Annotated in this window: 16 protein-coding genes; 11 read left to right on the plus strand and 5 right to left on the minus strand. The window is 37.1% G+C overall.

Annotation, left to right across the window (positions count from 1 at the left end; genetic code table 11):
- Positions 1–106 precede the first annotated feature (106 nt).
- The 11 genes from fadH (at position 107) to Q0371_RS13190 (ending at position 14,749) form a co-directional block, all read left to right on the plus strand.
- A complete protein-coding gene (fadH, locus tag Q0371_RS13140; RefSeq protein WP_169358900.1) occupies positions 107–877 on the plus strand; it encodes a 2,4-dienoyl-CoA reductase in 771 nt (256 codons plus the stop codon).
- 249 nt (positions 878–1,126) lie between these two features.
- Positions 1,127–1,579 (plus strand): cyclic-di-AMP-binding protein CbpB, encoded by a 453-nt coding sequence (gene cbpB, locus Q0371_RS13145; RefSeq protein ID WP_169358901.1) that lies wholly within the window; start codon positions 1,127–1,129, stop codon positions 1,577–1,579.
- A gap of 439 nt (positions 1,580–2,018) precedes the next feature.
- The gene (locus tag Q0371_RS13150; RefSeq protein WP_169358902.1) at positions 2,019–2,894 is read left to right on the plus strand and encodes a LysR family transcriptional regulator; all 876 of its coding nucleotides are present in this window, start codon (positions 2,019–2,021) and stop codon (positions 2,892–2,894) included.
- Positions 2,895–2,952: 58 nt separating this feature from the next.
- Positions 2,953–5,349, plus strand: a complete 2,397-nt coding sequence (locus tag Q0371_RS13155; RefSeq protein ID WP_298471853.1) for a hypothetical protein — start codon at positions 2,953–2,955, stop codon at positions 5,347–5,349.
- Positions 5,349–6,278 (plus strand): ABC transporter ATP-binding protein, encoded by a 930-nt coding sequence (locus tag Q0371_RS13160; protein WP_251556071.1) that lies wholly within the window; start codon positions 5,349–5,351, stop codon positions 6,276–6,278. The genes Q0371_RS13155 and Q0371_RS13160 overlap by 1 nt, the downstream gene beginning before the upstream one ends.
- 1 nt (position 6,279) lies before the next feature.
- Positions 6,280–7,128 (plus strand): ABC transporter permease, encoded by an 849-nt coding sequence (locus Q0371_RS13165; RefSeq protein ID WP_298471857.1) that lies wholly within the window; start codon positions 6,280–6,282, stop codon positions 7,126–7,128.
- A gap of 12 nt (positions 7,129–7,140) precedes the next feature.
- Positions 7,141–8,520, plus strand: a complete 1,380-nt coding sequence (locus Q0371_RS13170) for a hypothetical protein (RefSeq protein WP_298471859.1) — start codon at positions 7,141–7,143, stop codon at positions 8,518–8,520.
- An 11-nt stretch (positions 8,521–8,531) separates the two neighbouring features.
- On the plus strand, positions 8,532–9,524 hold the full coding sequence (locus Q0371_RS13175) for a MoxR family ATPase (protein WP_169358907.1): 993 nt from the start codon (positions 8,532–8,534) through the stop codon (positions 9,522–9,524).
- Positions 9,521–10,396: a DUF58 domain-containing protein gene (locus Q0371_RS13180; protein ID WP_298471860.1), complete on the plus strand. Its 876-nt coding sequence runs from the start codon at positions 9,521–9,523 to the stop codon at positions 10,394–10,396. The genes Q0371_RS13175 and Q0371_RS13180 overlap by 4 nt, the downstream gene beginning before the upstream one ends.
- 11 nt (positions 10,397–10,407) lie before the next feature.
- A complete protein-coding gene (locus Q0371_RS13185; protein WP_298471862.1) occupies positions 10,408–12,168 on the plus strand; it encodes a BatA and WFA domain-containing protein in 1,761 nt (586 codons plus the stop codon).
- A complete protein-coding gene (locus Q0371_RS13190) occupies positions 12,152–14,749 on the plus strand; it encodes a VWA domain-containing protein (protein ID WP_298471864.1) in 2,598 nt (865 codons plus the stop codon). The genes Q0371_RS13185 and Q0371_RS13190 overlap by 17 nt, the downstream gene beginning before the upstream one ends.
- 45 nt (positions 14,750–14,794) lie before the next feature.
- Here Q0371_RS13190 and Q0371_RS13195 read toward each other — a convergent pair whose 3' ends face one another.
- From Q0371_RS13195 to Q0371_RS13215, 5 genes are all read right to left on the minus strand, one after another.
- On the minus strand, positions 14,795–15,982 hold the full coding sequence (locus Q0371_RS13195) for an MFS transporter (protein WP_169358911.1): 1,188 nt from the start codon (positions 15,980–15,982) through the stop codon (positions 14,795–14,797).
- Between the two features lie 434 nt (positions 15,983–16,416).
- Complete coding sequence (locus Q0371_RS13200) at positions 16,417–17,490, minus strand: ABC transporter substrate-binding protein (protein ID WP_298471867.1); 1,074 nt, start codon at positions 17,488–17,490, stop codon at positions 16,417–16,419.
- The gene (locus tag Q0371_RS13205; RefSeq protein WP_169358913.1) at positions 17,487–18,293 is read right to left on the minus strand and encodes an ABC transporter permease; all 807 of its coding nucleotides are present in this window, start codon (positions 18,291–18,293) and stop codon (positions 17,487–17,489) included. Before Q0371_RS13205 ends, Q0371_RS13200 begins: the two co-directional genes overlap by 4 nt.
- Positions 18,277–19,101, minus strand: coding sequence for an ABC transporter permease (locus tag Q0371_RS13210; RefSeq protein WP_169358914.1), 825 nt, complete (start codon positions 19,099–19,101; stop codon positions 18,277–18,279). Before Q0371_RS13210 ends, Q0371_RS13205 begins: the two co-directional genes overlap by 17 nt.
- Complete coding sequence (locus tag Q0371_RS13215; protein ID WP_169358915.1) at positions 19,091–20,197, minus strand: ABC transporter ATP-binding protein; 1,107 nt, start codon at positions 20,195–20,197, stop codon at positions 19,091–19,093. Before Q0371_RS13215 ends, Q0371_RS13210 begins: the two co-directional genes overlap by 11 nt.
- Between the last annotated feature and the right edge of the window lie 8 nt (positions 20,198–20,205).

Below are 20,205 nucleotides of genomic sequence, written 5' to 3' on the forward strand. Positions count from 1 at the left end.
CTTTTTTTATTAGTATAGACTCTAACAAGCCATAGTGCTTTTCTTAGAAGGGTATGATAAAATATTGAGTGAATGTTCATTCAATTTTAAAAGGGGTGTGTTTTCATTGTTATTAAAGGGGAAAACGATTATTGTCACTGGTGGTTCTAATGGGATGGGGAAATATATGGCGATGGCTTTCGTAGCCGAAGGGGCAAATGTCGTCATTACTGGTAGGGATAAGGAAAAGCTAGATAATGCAAAATTAGAGATCGCTCAGAATGGGGAACAAGTGGAAGTATTTCAAATGGATGTACGAGATCCTGAGCATGTTGCAGCAATGGTTGAGTTTACGGATAAGGCATTTGGTAGCATCGATGGCCTAGTCAATAACGCAGCAGGCAACTTTATTGTCGAGACTTCGAAGCTTTCACCAAATGGTTGGAAGGCTGTAATCGATATTGTACTAAACGGTACTTTCTATTGTTCAAATGCTGTAGGTAACTACTGGATAAATAAAGGAACGAAAGGTTCTATTATTAATATGCTTGCAACCTATGCTTGGGGAGCAGGGGCTGGGGTAGCTCATTCTGCTGCCGCAAAAGCAGGCGTGATGTCCTTAACAAGAACACTTGCTGTGGAGTGGGGAAGTAAATACGGTATACGAGTAAATGGGATTGCCCCAGGTCCAATTGAACGCACGGGTGGAGCAGGGAAGCTTTGGGAGTCAGAAGAAGCTGCTAAAAGAACAATTCAAGCCGTTCCTCTAAAGCGTTTAGGTAAACCAGAAGAAATAGGCGATCTTGCAACATTCATGATGTCAGACAAAGCTGCTTATATGAATGGAGAAATAGTAACGCTAGACGGTGGACAATGGTTAAATCAATTTCCATTTTAAAATAAATGTTAACTTCATCTGAAAATGATGAATTCCATAAAAAATAATAGCGGGCATGTAAAGTATTGCGCTAAATTCCTCTTATACCGAAACATCTTTAGAGATGTTTGATTAGCGATGTCCTCATTTGAATTTAAAAATAATGAGATGTTGTAAGCGATTTCATAGTTTTTTATTCCTTTCATATGCTATCATAGTTTTATAGGTTGTGTTTTCCAATTAGGAAAACAGACAAAGGAGTAGGATTCAATGATATTTGTAAGTAGTAAGGACTTTTTGCAAATTCCTATTAAGGATTACATTATTTCAGCAGATAAGGTTGCTCATGTGCAATTAGGAAATAATGCAGAACATGCATTGCTTGTGTTAACAAAGACGGGTTATTCTTCAATCCCAGTCCTAGACGTAAAGTATCGTCTGCAAGGACTTGTTAGTACTCAACAAATTACAGATGAAATACTTGGACTTGAACATATTGAATATGAACGATTACCTGATTTAAAGGTTGATCAAATTATGAAAAAGGATATTGCTTCTATTCACGTGAATGAAAAATTTCAAAAAGGTTTAGATCTCTTAGTCAATAACCCATATGTATGTGTTGTAGATGATGAGGGTACTTTTATCGGTATTTTAACGAGAAGAGTTATTTTAAAGCAGATGAAAAAGTATTTATACCAATCCCAGGAACCTCAAGAATGATCTAATATAAATAGCTAAGCATAATAATAAGACACTTACTGGTTGGGGTGAACAGTAAGTGTCTTATTTTGTGGGCAAAATAATTGGAGTTATTTAGATTTCCTTCAAATTTCTTAAGTCGCACCCTGTAGCTACGATAAAAAAGAATAAAATACTCGTGTTTGGTTGAAAAAAATTCCCTATTTCTCTTTCCGTACGATTGTTATGACTTTAGAATTAAATTAGATTACTTAATAAAAGAAATAAAGTATACAATTAAGATGACTAAGTACTATACCGATAAAGTAATCTCAATTGTAAGGAGTAACATGGAATAACTATGACGAGATGAATGAGAGAGATAAGTCCTGCAGTAAGTATAAATACATGCTTGTAAATTCTCCTGTGGAATATGAACCAATTGAAATAGTAACCAAACTTAAAGAAAGAGGGTCAATAAATGAATTCAGATTATCTTATTATCAAAACATTAGCTGAAGAACAAAATATGCGTAAGGCTGCAGAGCGACTTTTTCTTTCTCAACCAGCTTTATCCTTACGTCTGCAAACCATTGAAAAGGAATGGCAAACAAAGTTGTTTTTAAGATCTCAAAAGGGTCTAACAGCTACTCCTGAGGGAGAACTTGTTATTGAATTTGCTAACAGTATACTTCAGCAAAGAGAAGAACTTTTTGAGACTTTACAATCATTAAGCTCTAAGGTGCATGGAACATTAAAAATTGCATGTGCCTCTATAGTAGGTCAAAATTGGCTCCCAAAGGTATTAAAGGATTTTGTCCAAACGTATCCAGAGGCTAAGGTTTCTTTGTTAACCGGTTGGAGTTCAGAAATTGTGAAAGCCATTTATGATGGAGAAGCTCAAATAGGCATTGTTCGAGGCCAAACGGATTGGAAAGGGAGCAAAATGCACTTATTTAGAGATACTCTGTATTTAGTAGACAAAGAAATGACCAGCATAGATGATGTGCTAACAACAGAAAAGCCTTTTATCCAATTTAAAAGTGATTCGAACTATTATCAAGAAATTCAGCAGTGGTGGCAGAAACACTTTTCTGTAAACCCGAAGCGTCAAATAATTGTAGATCAAATTGAAACGTGCAAGCAAATGGCTTTAAATGGTATTGGATATGCTATTTTACCTTCCATTACACTGACAGGCCATGAGGATGTAAATAAGATCCCGTTAACTAATAATGAAGAAGAGTTTGAACTTACAAGGGATACTTGGTTAATCGGGTATGACAGCTCATTTGAACTTCCACAAGTTGAGGCATTTGTAAAAATTGTGAATGAGCATGCGAAGAAATTCCACTAAAGGAACTTTTTTGGGTGAGAAACGTACTAAAAGATATAAATAATAGGAGGGAAAAAATATGCAGATACGCAAGTTTGCTTTGGCAATCGCAGCACTTTTTATCATTTTTTGTATTCAACCTTTAGATGCCTCAGCAGCTCCAAGCTTAAAGGTCAAGACTACTCTAGGTTTTGACGGTAAGGCAAAGTACGGAGAGGGACTTCCAATAACGATCACTGTAGAAAATTCAGGTGATGCTTTTTCGGGGGATATCGTGCTTGATATGTTCGAATCTTATAATTTAGGAAATGGACAGGCAATTCCATTTGAAATTGGTGCTAACGAAACAAAGACAGTTCAAATTGCCGCTTCGGGATTAAGTGACGACTATTTATACTCCAACTCCAATACAAAGCTTGTACACTTTTATGAAGGAGGCTGGGAAAAAGGGAAATCAATCGACTATAAAGGCTCCAAGAATTTAAAAGTAAACTTTATGGACCCATCCACGACTTTTTATTTGACTATGACTAATAGTGCAGACCGTTTAACTTTTTTAAATGGTTTTAAACAATCGAATAGTCAAGTAGTCCATTTAAGTCAGTTAAGTGACTTCACTTATCCGACGGAAGGTATAGCTTGGCAGATGGCAGATTACATATTTATAGATGAGTATGTGTTGGCAGACCTTTCTAATAGTCAGCAACAGGCACTAGTTGATTATGTTAGTTCAGGGGGGAATATTATTGCTGGGGCATCCGATAATACGTCCGCAGAACTTGGATTATTAGCAGAATACTTACCTTTCCAATTGCAATCGACCACCAAAAGTCTCTCACCCCAAACAGTAAGCTCTATAACTGGAGAAAAGGTATTATCAAATGATTTAACTGTATATGAGGCTACTTTAACTGAAGGTTCACAGCCCTTAATTAATTTAGATGGAACATTACTGGCTGGCCAAAAAAAGTTAGGAAAAGGGGCAATTATACAAACAACCTTTTCTTTAGGTGATACCCCTCTCGCAAAAGACGAAGCGTATCCAGAGTTAATGAAAAAGATACTGAATCCAATAAAAACGCAATCTAATAATTATATGTATGGAAATAACCTAAAGGATCAATTAGTTCACGATATTGGTAACACCAATTCTCTTTTTGCTTCTTTTAAAGTATCGACTCCTTTAATGATAGGAATTGTAATTATTTATATGCTTTTAGTAGGTCCTTTACTTTACCTCATATTGAAGAGAAAAGATAAAAGAGAATATGCGTGGGGCATTATTCCGTTACTTGCTATTATAACTTCCGCTGCCATATTCGGTTACGGTGCAAAGGATCGCATTGCCAAGCCACAAGTTCAACAATCCTCGTTTTTATATGTGAATGAAGATAGCAGTCTTAGTGGGTATTATGCAGAATCGATATTAAGTAACAAAGGGGGAGAGTTTGCTTTTACGTCTCCAAATAGTACGTCTATGGTTGCAAATAGAGCGTACAACTCCTTTACAGGCGAAACCGTTAACATTCATGAAAACGTAATACTTGAGAAGAGTGCTTCAAACTCAGAGCTAACATTCCGAGACCTTGGATATTGGTCTGTTTCTTCTTTTTACGGAGAAACATATATTCCTGAGGTAGGTAAAATAGATTCGAATCTTCGAGTTGAGGCAAGTAAACTATCAGGTACTATAACTAATAGCTTCCCATTTGCACTTAAAGACGTTTCTATCTGGTCTGGTTCCAAATTAATAAAGCTAGGAGACTTAGAGCCTGGGGGACAAATGGAAGTCAATAAGGACATAGGATCGATTATGCTAAGTCCAACTTCTAATCCTTATATTAATAATGGTGGTAGCTGGGGCCAGAATGCTGCGAATCAAGACGATTTAATAACACAACGTAAAAAGTCTCTGTATTCGACGAGTAAAACTATGGAACAACAAGCAGCCAGACCTGCTATTACTGCATTCGTGGAGGATAATGTACTACCAATTGAGCTGAAAGATAAAAAGGTAGAAATGTCTGCACTTCATTTGTTGATACAACCATTTGAGGCAGAAACTATTATATCAGGTGATTTTACTCTTCCTTCCACGAGCTTTACGGTTAATCTGGAAGCAGATGCTATGGGTAAATACATGGAACCAATGGAAAATAGTAACTTCGAGTGGTATTTAGATGACGGAGAATACATTACGTCATGGAAGCTACCAGAAACTATAGCAGTAGAAGACGTAACTTATACCCAATTACAAATAGCTAATACGGATCGAAACTCGCAAACAATCGAGCTATGGAATAATAAATCAGAAACATATGAGCCAGTAGATGAAAGCAGATTTACTATAAAAGAAAACATTTCCGACTATATTAACAAAGATGGAGTAATTATATATAAATTGACGAAGGACTCTATTGATGGAAATTCTTATACACGACTTCCAGAGGTTCGCATGAAAGGGGAGGTTAAGTAATGATCGAGATTAAGGGATTAACTAAAAAATATGGCTCTTTTTACGCTTTGAATGATTTAAATTTAACTTTACACGAGGGCACTGTTTTTGGATTTGTAGGAGCAAATGGTGCAGGCAAATCTACAACCTTTTCTATTCTTGCTACTCTATTACAACCAACTTCGGGGGAAGCTTTTGTTAATGGTAAAAGTGTTAAGACAGACCCTCACGAGGTTAGAAAACAGATTGGCTATATGCCCGATTTTTTCGGAGTTTACGATCAACTAAAAGCGAATGAATATTTGGATTTTTATGGTGCTTCCTATGGTATTCCAGAGGCTGAAAGAGCGGTTTTAATACCTCAGCTACTTGAATTAGTGAACTTAACGCATAAGCGTTATGCATATGTAGATCTTCTTTCTCGAGGGATGAAACAGCGTTTATGCCTAGCTAGGGCATTGATCCATGATCCAAAGGTATTGATATTAGACGAACCAGCATCTGGCCTAGATCCACGTGCACGTATCGAAATGAGAGATATATTAAGACAGTTGAAGGAAATGGGAAAAACCATTTTAATTTCTTCTCATATATTACCCGAGCTCGCTGAAATGTGTGATGAGATTGGAGTCATTGACGGTGGTAGGCTAATTGCTCATGGCTCGGTACAAGAAATACAAGCTCAGCTTGCTGGTGAAAGACATATTACTGTCAAAGTAAAAGGATTGCTTGAAAATGCAGCAACTTTCTTTGAGGAGGACCCTTTTGCATCTAAGGTAGAGAGCCACCCAGAGAAAAATGCTATTACGTTTAGCTATAGAGGATCAGAAGAAGACCAGATTAATTTACTTAAAAAGGCAGTAGAACAAAGCCTGAAAATCATATCTTTTGCTGAAACAGAAACAGATTTAGAAGATGTATTTATGGAAATTACGAAGGGGGCGAAGTAAGTTGAAACAAGCTTTAAATAATCCGGTACTTATAAAAGAGATTAAACTACGCTTTCGCTCTCTGAAAAGCTTTACAGGTATTTTATTTTATCTCATTGCTATGTCAATTTTTGTATTTGGTTTTATCCTACTAACGACCTCATTTACAGGCACAGGGTATTTTAGACCAGAAGAAAGTTTCTTTATGTTTGTGATGCTTACCTATATTCAGCTCGGTCTTATTCTTTTCATCACACCAGGTCTTACTGCTGGAGCTATTAGCTCGGAGCGTGAGAAGCAAACCTTGAATATATTGTTAACAACATCTCAAACCTCTTTTCAAATTATTATAGGAAAGCTTTCTTCATCTATTGCTTTTTTATTGTTACTTTTAGTCGCAGGCTTGCCTGTCTATAGCTTCGTATTCCTATTTGGTGGAGTTTCACCTGGACAGCTTGGCTTAATCTTTTTATTTTTCTTCTTAACTATGATGGCAATTGGCAGTATAGGCATTATGTATTCCACTATTATTAGGAAAACAATTGTCTCTATGATTGCTACCTATGGGACGATGATTTTTTTTGCAGGGGTAACTGGATTTATTTATCTAGTCCTTACTGGTATGAACAGTATGGCTACGGGAGCACTAGCAACTTCTCCTCAGCCAATAGCTCATTTTTTTGCAACGATCAATCCAGTTGTCCTAATGTTAAATTTAACAATGTCCAGTTCTGAAAGCTTTATCGGTCAAACAACTAATATAAACTTTCCAATATGGGCAGGATATGCAATTTTTTATGTATTACTAACCGTACTAGCAATTTTTATAGCTGTAAGAAAATTACGTGTAAATATGAAGAAATCTAAGTGAGGAGTACTATAAATGGAGAACAATAACAGATTAATCCAGTGGATTAAAAAAGCTAAATATAGCCTAGCAATTGAACACTATTTTAGAATGCTTCAAGGAGCTCTATTTTACGGATTTCTTTCTGTTGCTATCATTTTCCTAATATCTCGCTTGTTTGTCTTACCATATTACACAATTTATGCCTGGTCTTTAGCATCTCTTGTTTTTGCCATTTTTTTAGGATGGGCATTTTGGAAAAGACCAAAGGAGGAATTAGCTCTTCGACAGTTGGATGCTTATTTCCCTGATAATGTTCTAATGACTGCCGTTTCATTTATGCATAATAAAAGCCCCCTCGCTCAAGGTATTTTGCGCAAAGCTGAAACTAGTGGGGGAGTAGCTTTTGAGGCATTTAAAAAAAGAAAAAAGAATTATTTTGAAGTAAAATGGATGGTCGGGTTAGTCATGTCATGTGCGGCGATTCTTTTGTTATACACGTTTCCCGCGACTACTCAATTAGAAGCAAAAGATATTGAACAAGAAAAACAAATAATAAGTGATATAAAGAAGGAAGTAGAGAAACTAGAGAAAAAAGATTTATCTAAAGCAGTAAAAAAGGATTTAGAGGAATTAAGGGAATCATTGAAGGATACAGAACTTGCTGAAGAAGCATTGAGAGAACTTATAAAAAAACAAAAGGAGCTTGCTCTTAAGGAACAAAAATTAGAAGAAAAGAAAAATATGGCTAACTCAGATGGATCAGAGGGCTCCGCTTTGAATGAGGAAGAGCTAAAAGAGCTTGCTTCCTTAAAGGAGTCGAATAGCGCATTAGCAAAAAGTTCAGCATCTGCTCACTCTACTCTAAGTAAAATGGGGAAAAAGCTTCCATTTTCCTCGAACAATATAGCACAAGGTAATACAAATTCAAATAATAACAGTAACAATAACCAGCAAGGTCAAGGACAGCAAGGTCAAGGCCAACAAGGCCAAGGACAGCAAGGCCAAGGCCAAGGACAGCAAGGCCAGGGTCAAGGTCAGGGACAGGGTCAAGGGCAAGGTCAAGGGCAAGGTCAAGGCCAAGGGCAGGGGCAAGGTCAAGGTCAAGGTCAAGGCCAAGGTTCAGGAGGACAAGGCGCTGGTAAGGGTTCTGGAGGAAGGGACCTCCTTTCTATTCCATCTAGAATAGGTGGTACGGGAGATACGAGTGTAGACAGTGGAAGCCTTGGCGAGGGTGACTCTTCTAGTGAAGAGCCAGCAGAAGCACCGACAACTAGAGGTACGGTTAAATCATACGAGGAAGTCATCAATGAATACACGGACTCCTATTTAAAGAGTTCGGAAAGAATGCAGCTCCCTTCTGATTTACAGAGGATTGTTCAGGATTATTTCTCATCCGTAGAAAATAACGATTAATGGAGGAAACTATGGAGTTAACAACTGAAGACTATATCAATATGAGTAAACGTTTAGAAACGGTTCGCCAGGAAATAGGTCAATTTATTGTTGGACAAAAAGAGGCAGTAGAATTTTCTATTTATTGTGTTTTAGCAGATGGTCATGCACTTTTAGAGGGATTGCCAGGACTTGGGAAGACTATGCTTATCCGTACAGTTTCTGAAGTACTTGACCTTTCCTTTTCACGTATTCAGTTCACCCCTGACCTCATGCCATCTGATATTACGGGGACTAGTATGATAGAACGATTAGAGAGCGGAAAACAACAATTTAGTTTTCAAAAAGGACCTATATTCAGTCAGATGGTTTTAGCAGATGAAATAAATCGTGCAACTCCTAAAACTCAAAGTGCCCTCTTAGAGGCGATGGGAGAGAAGACTGTTACGGTCCTCGGAGACACCAAGAAGATGGATCGACCGTTTTTTGTATTAGCAACACAGAATCCAATTGAAATGGAAGGGACTTATCCATTGCCAGAAGCACAAATGGATCGATTTTTATGTAAGATAATTGTTTCCTATCCAACTAAAGATGAGTTAATAGAAATTACAAAGAGAACTACGGGAAGCCAAGATATTCGTTTGAACAAAGTAATGAATGCAGAAGATCTGATTATTGCTCAACAAATGGTTAAGGAAGTATTGATTGCGGATGACATGTTAGAGTATGCAGTTGATCTTATTGCAGCTACTCACCCGGAATCTTCTGTCGTCCCAGAAGTTCAGCAATATGTTCAATATGGGAGCGGCCCTCGTGGTTTGCAAAGCCTTATTAAACTAGCAAAAGCAAGAGCCTTGGTTTCAGGACGTTATCACGTTTCGATAGCAGATATTAAAACCGTAGTAAAGCCTGTACTAAGACATCGTTTGTTGCTTAACTATGAGGGGGAAGCAGAAGGTAAAAGTACGGATGACTTAATTGAAATTATTTTACAAACAGTGAAGCAAGGACAAAGTGTATGAGTAAGGATTACTTGATCCCAAAAGATTGGACTGGAAAGCTAAGTCGATTGTCTATAGCAACCAAATCTAAACTACGTGGACAGCATAAAGGGTCTCATCGCTCCCAAAGATTCGGTGCTTCTCTAGACTTCTCAGATTTCAGGGAATACACGCCTGGAGATGATGTTCGTCAAATTGACTGGAATGTTTATGCTAGAACAGATAAGTATTTTATCAAACGTTTTTTAGATGAACAGGAAATGAGAGTACATATTCTACTTGACTCCTCAAAATCGATGGGAGAAAAAGTAAAATGGAATTTTGCTAGGCAATTAGCAGCTTCCCTAGGTATCCTTGTACTTCAAAGAGATGATCGACTTACCTTTTCCATGGTTTCAAATGAAAAAGTTCCTCCTTTTAGAAGAAAAGGGGCAACCTACCGTAAAGCGTTTGCACAAGTAATAACCGATTTGAATCCGCCGTCTATGGTAGACTCCTTTGCTAAAAATGCAATCTCCTTTCTGCCGAAAGACAGTACTGTATTATTCCTTATTACGGATTGCTTGGAGGACATAGAGCATTTAAGAACTCTTATACAAAAACTACCTCGCTTTGCGGGTGATATACGACTGTTACAAATTGTTACGAATGAGGAGTTAACCCCATCTTTTTCTGGTGATATGCAGTTGGAGGATGTAGAAACCGCTCAACAATTAAATATATCTATGTCTTCCAGAGTAATAGATTCTTACAATGAGGAAAGAAAGCTACATCAACTTGCTGTAGAAAAGTTATGTAGTAAATTCGGTATCAAACTAATACAGGTCAATGCAGATGAGGGCATTTCTCATGTCCTATTTCATCAACTACTAAGAGCAAATTGGGTGCAGTGAGGTGAGTACATTTGGGTTTTAGTCAATTACCATATTTATGGACAGCAATATTTCCAGTAGTTGTTCTCCTTTATTATTTCTTCCGAAAAAAATATAAGAAGCAATCCGTTTCATCTACGCTTTTTTGGGAGGAAGTAATGAAAGAAACGAGGGCCTCTCCTTATTTACAGCACCTTCAAAAAAATGCCTTATTTTATCTTCAGATGTTAGCGATGATTTTACTTGTTCTTGCACTGATTCAGCCTTATTGGAAAAAAGAAGCACTTGCAGGAGAGCAGGTTATCTTTGTCGTAGATACATCCGCTAGTATCGAAGTAAATATTAATAATACGAATTTATTTGACCTTCATAAACAAGAAATGCTTGATATGATTGAGCAGTTATCTGGTAAGCCGTTCACCCTTATTACTACAGGAAATGAACCAACTGCTGTATTAAAACAAGAAACAAATATAAATCATATAAAAAATGAAATAAATAAATTAGAAGTGACATATGAGGATGAGGCCTTTTCCAAAACACTAGATTTTGCTCAATCTTTTTTTCAAACGAAAGATACTTCGGTTTATGTATTCACGGACAAGCTTGATCAACAGACACTACCCCTACACTATGAAAATGTCAGCTGGAATGTTATTGGACAGCCAGCGGAAGTGGATAATATATCCATTAAACGTTTTGGGGCTACAAAGATGAAAAACGGAACTTCAGCATTGGTCCAAATTGACAATCAAACGAACGAAGAACAAAATGCTTCTTTAACCGTATCAAATGGAGAGAAGGATATTATAAAAGAGGCGGTTATTTTGCCACCTAGAGAAACGGTGACTCTTTCTTTTAATGAGTTGGAGGAGGCAAGCTTTCTTAAAGCTACTATTGATGTTTCTGATGATTATCTCCTAGATAATGAAATGGTTGTATTTATGCAAGACCAGCTTTCTAAGATTTACATAGATAGCTCGCTACATACATTGGTTCGTACGGCATTTCAATCACTAGGGATTGAAATGAGCAGTATACCATCGGAGCAGGTAAGCTTAGTAAAAGAAGAAGGTATTCTCGCTACCAATCAGTTTGGTTTGATAGATCAAATGGAAAGACCAGCCTTATTTATTGGAAGAAATGATGTGACACCAATCGAAGTGAACGGTAATGTTCAAACTGTGGAGCACCCGTTATTTTCTTTTGCTGATTTATCGGATATTTATGTGAGCAGTGTATACCCAGGAGTAGAAGGCTATTCTACAATTGCAACGGTCGATAATAAGCCCTTTATACAGGTATCACCCAAAGGCGATGTAGTCGTGCTTTCCGATATACAAATGACTGATTGGCCATTAAGTCCTTCCTTCCCATTATTTATGTGGAGCGTAAAAGAACAGCTATCCAATAGTAATCTATATTTAGGAACATTTACTCCAAATGAAAGAAAACCTCAATCGTTAGGCAGTACGACGAACGAATGGGAAATATATACGATGGAGGACTCCTATTTATATTCTATTGAAAATGGAGGAGCCTTTATGGCACCAAGGGAGCCCGGTGTGTATGTTATACGTTCAGGTGAAAAAGAAAAATACTTTACGGTAGCATTATCACAAAAAGAAAAAGAAATTTCCAAAGGAGCTTCTTATTCCATTGGTGCTCAGAAAACAGATAAGCAATCCGAGAATCATGAACAATTTTCGCTAGTTCCATTTCTAATTGTTTTATTGCTCTTGTTGTTTGTTATCGAGTGGGAGGTGCAAAGACGTCGTGGATTTACGAGTTGATCAACCACTATTGCTATTAATATCACTACCTATTCTTATTTATTTTATATGGATATGGAATAAAGACAGAAAGCATTGGAAGAAGGAAGGTCTTGTAGTTTTCTTTATCCGCCTGCTTGCTATTTTTTGTTTAATACTTGGTCTTACGAATCCGTATCTATTAATGCCGATCAAAGAGGAACAGGTAGTTTTCCTTATTGATCGTTCTGCTTCTGTTCAAGGTACGGAACAACAGGTTTCTGAGTGGATTGAAAAAAGCTTAGATGCTCAAACAGACAAACATCTAGTTGGAGTTTATTCTTTCGCTGAGAATTTTCAGTCAGAGATAGCATTAACGAATGAGGATATAAAGCTACCTGTCTTCAGCCCAATGGATTTACCTGGTAATACAGATATAGCTAAAGCGTTGCAATTATCTACTGGAATAATTGATCCCAACAAAGCTACACGAATTGTTCTCTTTACCGATGGAATTGAAACAAGTGGCTCGGTGGCAGACGAACTCATGAAAATGACAGGTAGTAATGTAACTGTTGATGTGGTGGAGCTTGAGAGAATATCATCAGAGGATGTAGCGATTACTACATTTGAGACACCACCTGTAGCCTTTGAAGGAGAACAACAGCAGCTAAATGTAGAGTTAGAGGCTACTAAGGCAACTAATGCAGAGCTATTACTTTATCAAAACGATGAATTACTATCTAGAGAACAAGTATCCTTAGAACAGGGTTCCAATAGTTTTACATTCCGGAACACGTCTAAGGGTGAAGGTCTGTTGAAATATGACGTACAGGTGATCGTTCAAGGGGATGCCTTAATCGAGAACAATAAGCTTACGAGTGTTACGAATGTAGAGAGCTCTCCAAGACTGCTGATTGTCACCAATGAGGGTGCTACAACTAATATTACTCAAGTAATTGACCAAGAGGCAATTACTACAGATGTTATCTCTGCTAGTTCCTTGCCATATGATTTATCAAATTATCTAGCCTATGATGCAATTATTTTCGACAACGTTCCAGGGCATCTTGTTGGAGAGCAAAAAATGAACGTCATCGAACAGGCAGTCAAAAATTTCGGTACTGGATTTATGATGGTTGGCGGACAAAATAGCTTTGGACTCGGGGGATATTTTAAAACACCTATAGAAAAGTTATTACCCGTTGAGATGGAAGTGAAAGGGAAGCAACAATTGCCTTCATTAGGACTTATTATAGTGATGGATAGGTCAGGAAGTATGGCTGGCTCTAAAATGGAATATGCAAAGGAGGCAGCTGCACGTTCGGTAGAAATGCTAAGAGACGATGATCATTTAGGCTTCATAGCCTTTGATGATAAACCATGGCAGATCATTGAGACAGAGCCACTCACAGACAGGGAAGACGCGGTTGAAAAGATCCTTTCTGTAGGCGCAGGGGGAGGAACTGAAATATATTCAAGCCTTGCGCAAGCATACGAGCAGTTACAACCATTGAAGCTACAGCGAAAACATATTATCTTACTGACAGATGGCCAATCAAGCTCGTCTAATGATTATCAAACTTTAATAGAAGATGGAAAAGAGAACAATATAACTGTTTCTACTGTAGCGGTTGGTCAGGATGCAGACCGTGCTTTATTAGAAAGCCTTGCAGAAATGGGGGGCGGAACATTTTATGAAGTACAGGATGAATCTACCATTCCAGCGATTATGTCTACTGAAACGGCAATCATCTCCAGAACCTATATAGAGGATAATCCGTTCTACCCGACTATTTATGGAGACCCGACATGGTCTAGTTTGTTTGTGGAAGGAGTTCCGCAGATGAACGCATATATTGCAACCACTGCAAAACAAACTGCGAATGTTATTGCACAAAGTGAGAAGGAAGATCCCGTTTTAGCTGAATGGATGTATGGTTTAGGAAGAACACTTGCCTTTACTTCTGATTCTACCGGTGCCTGGAGTGGAGATTTTGCTCGTTGGAATAATTGGGGAGATTTTTGGAACACAGCAGTCTCTAGGATGCTTCCATCCTATAGTGAAGTGCCATATACGATTCAAAAAGCAAGTGATGGAAGCTATACCGTAACAGATCCATCTGGAAAATCATCCTTTATAGAAGTGGCAGCGGTCAATGAAAAAGGGGAAGAGCTAGAAGTAAGTTCAGAGCCATTGGCGCCTGGAAAATCACGTGTCACGGTTGAGAGCGAGCCAGGACTTGTATTTTTCCGAGTTTCCAATGAACAGGACGCTGTCTATCAAGCTGGAATATCAATTCCTTATAGTGAAGAATATAAGGTCCAACAGCCAGATGTCCAAAAACTACAGCTTATAGCAAATAGAACTGGTGGAGAACTTTTAAGTGAACCAGCAGAGGCGTTTCGAGATATGGATGTCACTAGCTCCGAAAAACAGTCTATTAGACAGATATTAATATTAATTGCGATAATCCTTTTCTTTATCGATATAACAATCAGGAGATTTGGATTTAAACAGCTAATTTTACCATTTAAGAAACCTAAAAAAGCAATTACCCCTTCCACTACAACAAAGTCCAGTAATATGGAAAAGCTAGTGAGAGAAAAGAAAAAACGATAAAATGTAAAAGCGCAACAGAGGCTTGTTTCCTCTGTTGCGCTTTTATCATAGAATGACAGGTTTCTTCTTTTTAACCCAAACAAGTGTAATGACCCAAGTGCAAAGTAAAATTACAGCACCTACTAAAAACGGTATGTTAATATTTACGTCAAATAATATACCAGCAAGTGCTGGGCCAATCATATTACCTAAGCTCATATAAGCATTATTCATACCAGCAGCAAACCCCTGCTCATTGCCAGCGAGCTTAGAAACGATGGTATTAACAGCTGGTCTAATCAATGTAGTAGCAATCGAGAAGACTGTTGCTAAAAACAAGATAAGCCAAAAGGAATCTACTAAAAAGAATAGAACTAATGAGACGGCTCCCACAACTAAGTTGACAAGAATAACGTTTAATTCACCAAAACGTTTAAATAAGCGATCAATGACAACTGTTTGAATAACCACTCCCACAAATCCACCTACCGTTAAAATAGCGGCTATTCTTTGCGGACTATATTCGTATTTGTGATCTACATATAAAGAAAAGGTTGCCTGGAAGTTGGCGATTCCAAAAGAAAATACAAAAATGATAAATAACATCATAAAGTAAGGTGTATAAATCGAGCTTTTCATTTGAGTAAGAATATTTTCACGTTTTTTTATAGCTGGATTTAAATCAGTTATTACATTTTTAATATCAGGCAAAATGATTAAGGATACTATTGCGGAAAGAAAAGAAACTACCGCGGCCATATAAAATGGAAAGGATAAACTAACTCCTGCTAAAAATCCTCCAATAGCCGGCCCAATCATAAAGCCTAGTGACATGGAAGCTCCAATGAACCCCATACCTTTCCCACGTTCTTCATAACTTGTGATGTCAGCGACAAAGGCCATCGTTGCAGGTACTAAAAATGCTCCTCCAACTCCACCCATAAATCTTGCAATATAGAGCATCCATTCTTGAGTAGCTATCCCAAACCATAATTGTGAAACAGCGAAGATGATCAAGCCAATAATGATCATTTTTTTTCTTCCATGTTTGTCAGATAGTTCACCCGCTAATGGGGAAAATATAAATTGTCCTAAGGCATAGGATGCGATAATAAAACCTAAGGCTTGCCCAGCAACTCCAAAAGTTTCTAAATAAGAAGGCATTACTGGAATAACAATTCCTATCCCTGACATTACAATAAACATATTGAACATCAGAATATATAATGCGAATTTATTTCTTTTCTCTGTCATAACGACTCCTGCTTTCTCTCGTACTATTATTCATCTATCGATAATATCATATTTTCCCATTAATACATACTTTCGTGTCCCGAAAAGTTATACAATTTTCTTCAATTAGAGTACTGTGTAAAATAAATAATAGCAATATAAAGTATTAATGATATAGCTGGTTTAAGCATATACAGAGGACGCTTTCGACGGGGGAAGTGGATAAGTCATCATTCGTCGCGACAATGAACGTAAGAGTAGGATTAGATTGAATGATCTGCAATGATATTTATGAAGACTAATTTTATTAAAAATTGGGAGGTTGTTCAATAAAATAGCTTACTTCGCGCCATAAAAAAAATACCCCCCAACAGGTAAACAGTTTCATCTGTCTACCTATTGGGGAGCATATCAAAATTAATTTCACGTTTTAATTTATAATTAATATGTTGAAATTAATTATCTCCCATTTTAAATTTCAAGAATAATTCATTGTAATGGCCTAGCATTTCGAGACCTAGATTTTTGTATACTTCTAAATTATCTCTAGCTTCTTCGGTAGGATAGAAACGCTCGTCTGCGATAACCTCTTCATCCATTATTTCCATCGCTGCAGTATTAGGAGTGGAATAACCAACATAATCTGCATTTTGGGCAGCAACCTCTGCATCTAACATGAAGTTAATGAATGCATGAGCACCATCGACATTCGCGGAGGTTTTTGGAATTACCATATTATCAAACCATAAATTAGAGCCTTCTTCAGGAACAGAATAGTCTAGTTCTTCATTTTCCCACATCATGTCAGCAGCTTGTCCAGACCAAGTAAGGGCTACAGCTGCTTCCTCATTTACCATCAGCTGCGTTACTTCATCGCCAATAATAGCCTTTACATTAGGAGTCAAGCCTTGAAGCTTTTCAAGAGCACTCTGAAGCTCATTTTCATCAGTAGAGTTTAAGGAATAACCTAGGCTATTTAATCCCATTCCAATAACCTCACGTGCTCCATCTACTAACAATACTTTGCCTTCTAAGGATGGATCCCATAAATTATCCCAGCTTTCAAATGTTTGTCCCTCCAATAGGGAAGGATTATAAACAATTCCTACTGTTCCCCAAAAATAAGGGATAGAAAACTCATTTTTAGGGTCAAAAGGTAAATCTAAAAAGTATGGATCCACATTTTGTAGATTCGGTAATTTAGAATGATCTATTGGCAAGAGTAAATCATTTTCCTTCATTTTTTCAATAGCATACTCTGAAGGGACAGCTATATCATAGGAAGTCCCACCTTGTTCAATTTTTGTCATCATGGCTTCGTTTGAGTCAAAGGTTTCATAAACCACACGATATCCGGTTTCTTCTTCAAACTGGTTTATCAACTCAGGATCAATGTATTCTCCCCAGTTAAAGACAGTAACAGTATCACTACCGGCATTATTTGCACTTTTTCCTAAATAATCGTTTGTGATAAATAATACGATACATACAACTATAATGGCTACAGCTGCTCTTACAATCTCTTTCATTTACGTATCCCCATTCCTGTCAGGTTTTTACCGCCTCGTTGGCTAATGAAGTAGTAACCTACAACTAAGAACAATGTTACGATAAAAATAATACCTGAAAGTGCATTTATCGTTAAAGTAATTCCAGCTCGAGCCATGGAGTATATTTCAACAGATAGAGTACTAAAACCATTTCCTGTTACAAAAAAGGTGACTGCAAAATCATCTAAAGAATAAGTAAGTGCCATAAAGAAACCTGCGAAAATACCTGGCTTGATGAAAGGGATGATAACCCTTCTTAAAATGTCTCTTCTAGTTGCACCTAAGTCAGCTGCAGCATCGATTAATGAGCTGTTCATCTCTTGTAGCTTTGGAAGTACCATTAAAACAACAATAGGAATACTAAAAGCAATATGAGAAATAAGCACAGAGGCAAATCCTAGCTTAACGCCCACCATAGTGAAAAGAATTAAAAATGACGCACCAATGACAACGTCAGGACTTACGATTAACACGTTATTTAACGATAAAATCGAATTTCTCAATGATTTGTTTCTAATATAAACGATTCCTAAGGAACCTAGAACTCCAATAGCCGTTGAAATTAAAGCAGATAGTAATGCGACTATAACTGTGTTTATAAGTATCATAATTAAGCGAGTATCAGAAAATACTGCTGCGTAATGCTCCCAAGTAAAGGAGTCAAATTCATTCATCGTACCGCCGCTGTTAAATGAATAGAATATCAAATAAAAAATAGGAGCATAAAGAATGACGAAAATAAGGACTAAATATATTTTTGCTGCCTTACTTGTGTTTCCCATTGGAAGTTGCCCCCTTATCTCTTTGCCCTGTAATAATCATTACGATTACCATGAAGATGATTAAGAATACAGCGATCGTTGAACCCATTCCCCAGTTTTGAGTTACGAGGAATTGTTGCTCAATAGCTGTTCCTAAAGTAATTACTTTGTTACCAGCGATTAAGCGGGTAATCATAAATAGGGATAAAGAGGGAATAAATACTGCTTGAACTCCAGCCTTTACACCATTTGTTGTTAAAGGGAAGATAACCTTTCTAAAGGTTGTCCAACCAGAAGCTCCCAAATCTTTACTTGCATCAATAAGAGAAGGATTTAACTTATCGAGTGAGTTAAAGATTGGAAGAATCATAAATGGTATAAAAATATATACCGAAACGAAAATAAAACTGAAATCAGTAAATAGTATTTGTTGCTCTCCTATACCGAATACATTTAAGAAAGCATTAATTGGGCCGTATAAGCCGAAAATACCGATAAAGGCATATGTTTTTAATAATAGATTTATCCATGATGGAATGATGATTAAAAGTAACCATAATTGTTTATGCTTTGTTTTAGTCAAAAGATAAGCTGTTGGATATGCGATTAATAATGAGAACAAAGTAATTAGGAACGCATACCAGAAAGAGCTAAGTGTTAGTTTTAAATAAACAGACGTAAAGAAATTTTGATAGTTATCTAAAGTAAAGTTTCCGCTTAAATCGAAGAAGGAATAATAAGCGATTAATGCAATTGGAGCTATTACAAATAACAGAATCCAAGCATAGTAGGGTATTAGATAAAGCGCCCTAGCTTTTTTAGTTTCCATAAGCGTCTTCTCCGTAAGACTCTAGGCGTTTATCAAACTCTTCTTCTGTTTCATTCAGACGCATAACATGAATAGACTCTGGATCAAAATTTAAGCCAATCATTTCACCTACGGCTGCCTTTTTAGTTGAATGCACTAACCACTCATTTCCTTCTTCATCATAAGTGGAAAGCTCATAGTGAACTCCTCTAAACAATTGGGTATCTACTTTAACTTTCATTTTTCCTTTATCAATCGTTGTGATTTCTAAATCCTCTGGACGAATAACGATATCGACTTTTTCATTTGGGTTTAGACCTTGGTCTACACATTCAAATTCCTTGCCACCGATACGAACACGGAAATCTGCTACCATTGTTCCTTCAACAATATTAGACTCCCCAATAAAGTCTGCAACAAAACGATTAATCGGTTCATCGTAAATATCCATAGGCGTACCACTTTGTTCAATGTTCCCAGCATTTAGGACAAAGATTTCATCCGACATTGCAAGTGCTTCCTCTTGGTCATGGGTAACGAAGATAAATGTTTTACCTAGACGTTGTTGCAGCTCACGAAGCTCGTATTGCATTTCGGATCGTAGTTTTAAGTCTAATGCTGAAAGGGGCTCATCTAGTAGTATAATTTCAGGGTCATTGACAATAGCTCTAGCAATAGCGACACGTTGTCTTTGTCCTCCAGACATCTCTGCTATCTCTCTATTTTCATAGCCGTTTAGGTTAACGAATTTTAACGCCTCTAATACTCTGTCCTCTATTTCTTTTTTTCCTAATTTTTTGATACGTAGCCCGAATGCTACATTTTCAAATACATTTAAGTGAGGAAACAAAGCGTAGTCCTGAAACACTGTATTTACTTGGCGTTGGTTAGCTGGCACATTGTTAATTAGCTTCCCGTTAAGATAAATACTGCCATTTGAAGGCTGCATGAAACCAGCTATTAAGCGAAGGATAGTTGTTTTCCCACAACCAGATGGGCCTAACAATGTATAAAACTTTCCACGCTCTAATTCAAAATTAATGTCTTTAAGAACTGTTGTGTCCTCATCATAAAATTTAGTAACATTTTCAAAGCGAATAATAGGTGTCTCTGACATAATAACCC

It is taken from the genome of uncultured Psychrobacillus sp. (genome assembly GCF_938022135.1).
Classification (GTDB): Bacteria; Bacillota; Bacilli; order Bacillales_A; family Planococcaceae; genus Psychrobacillus.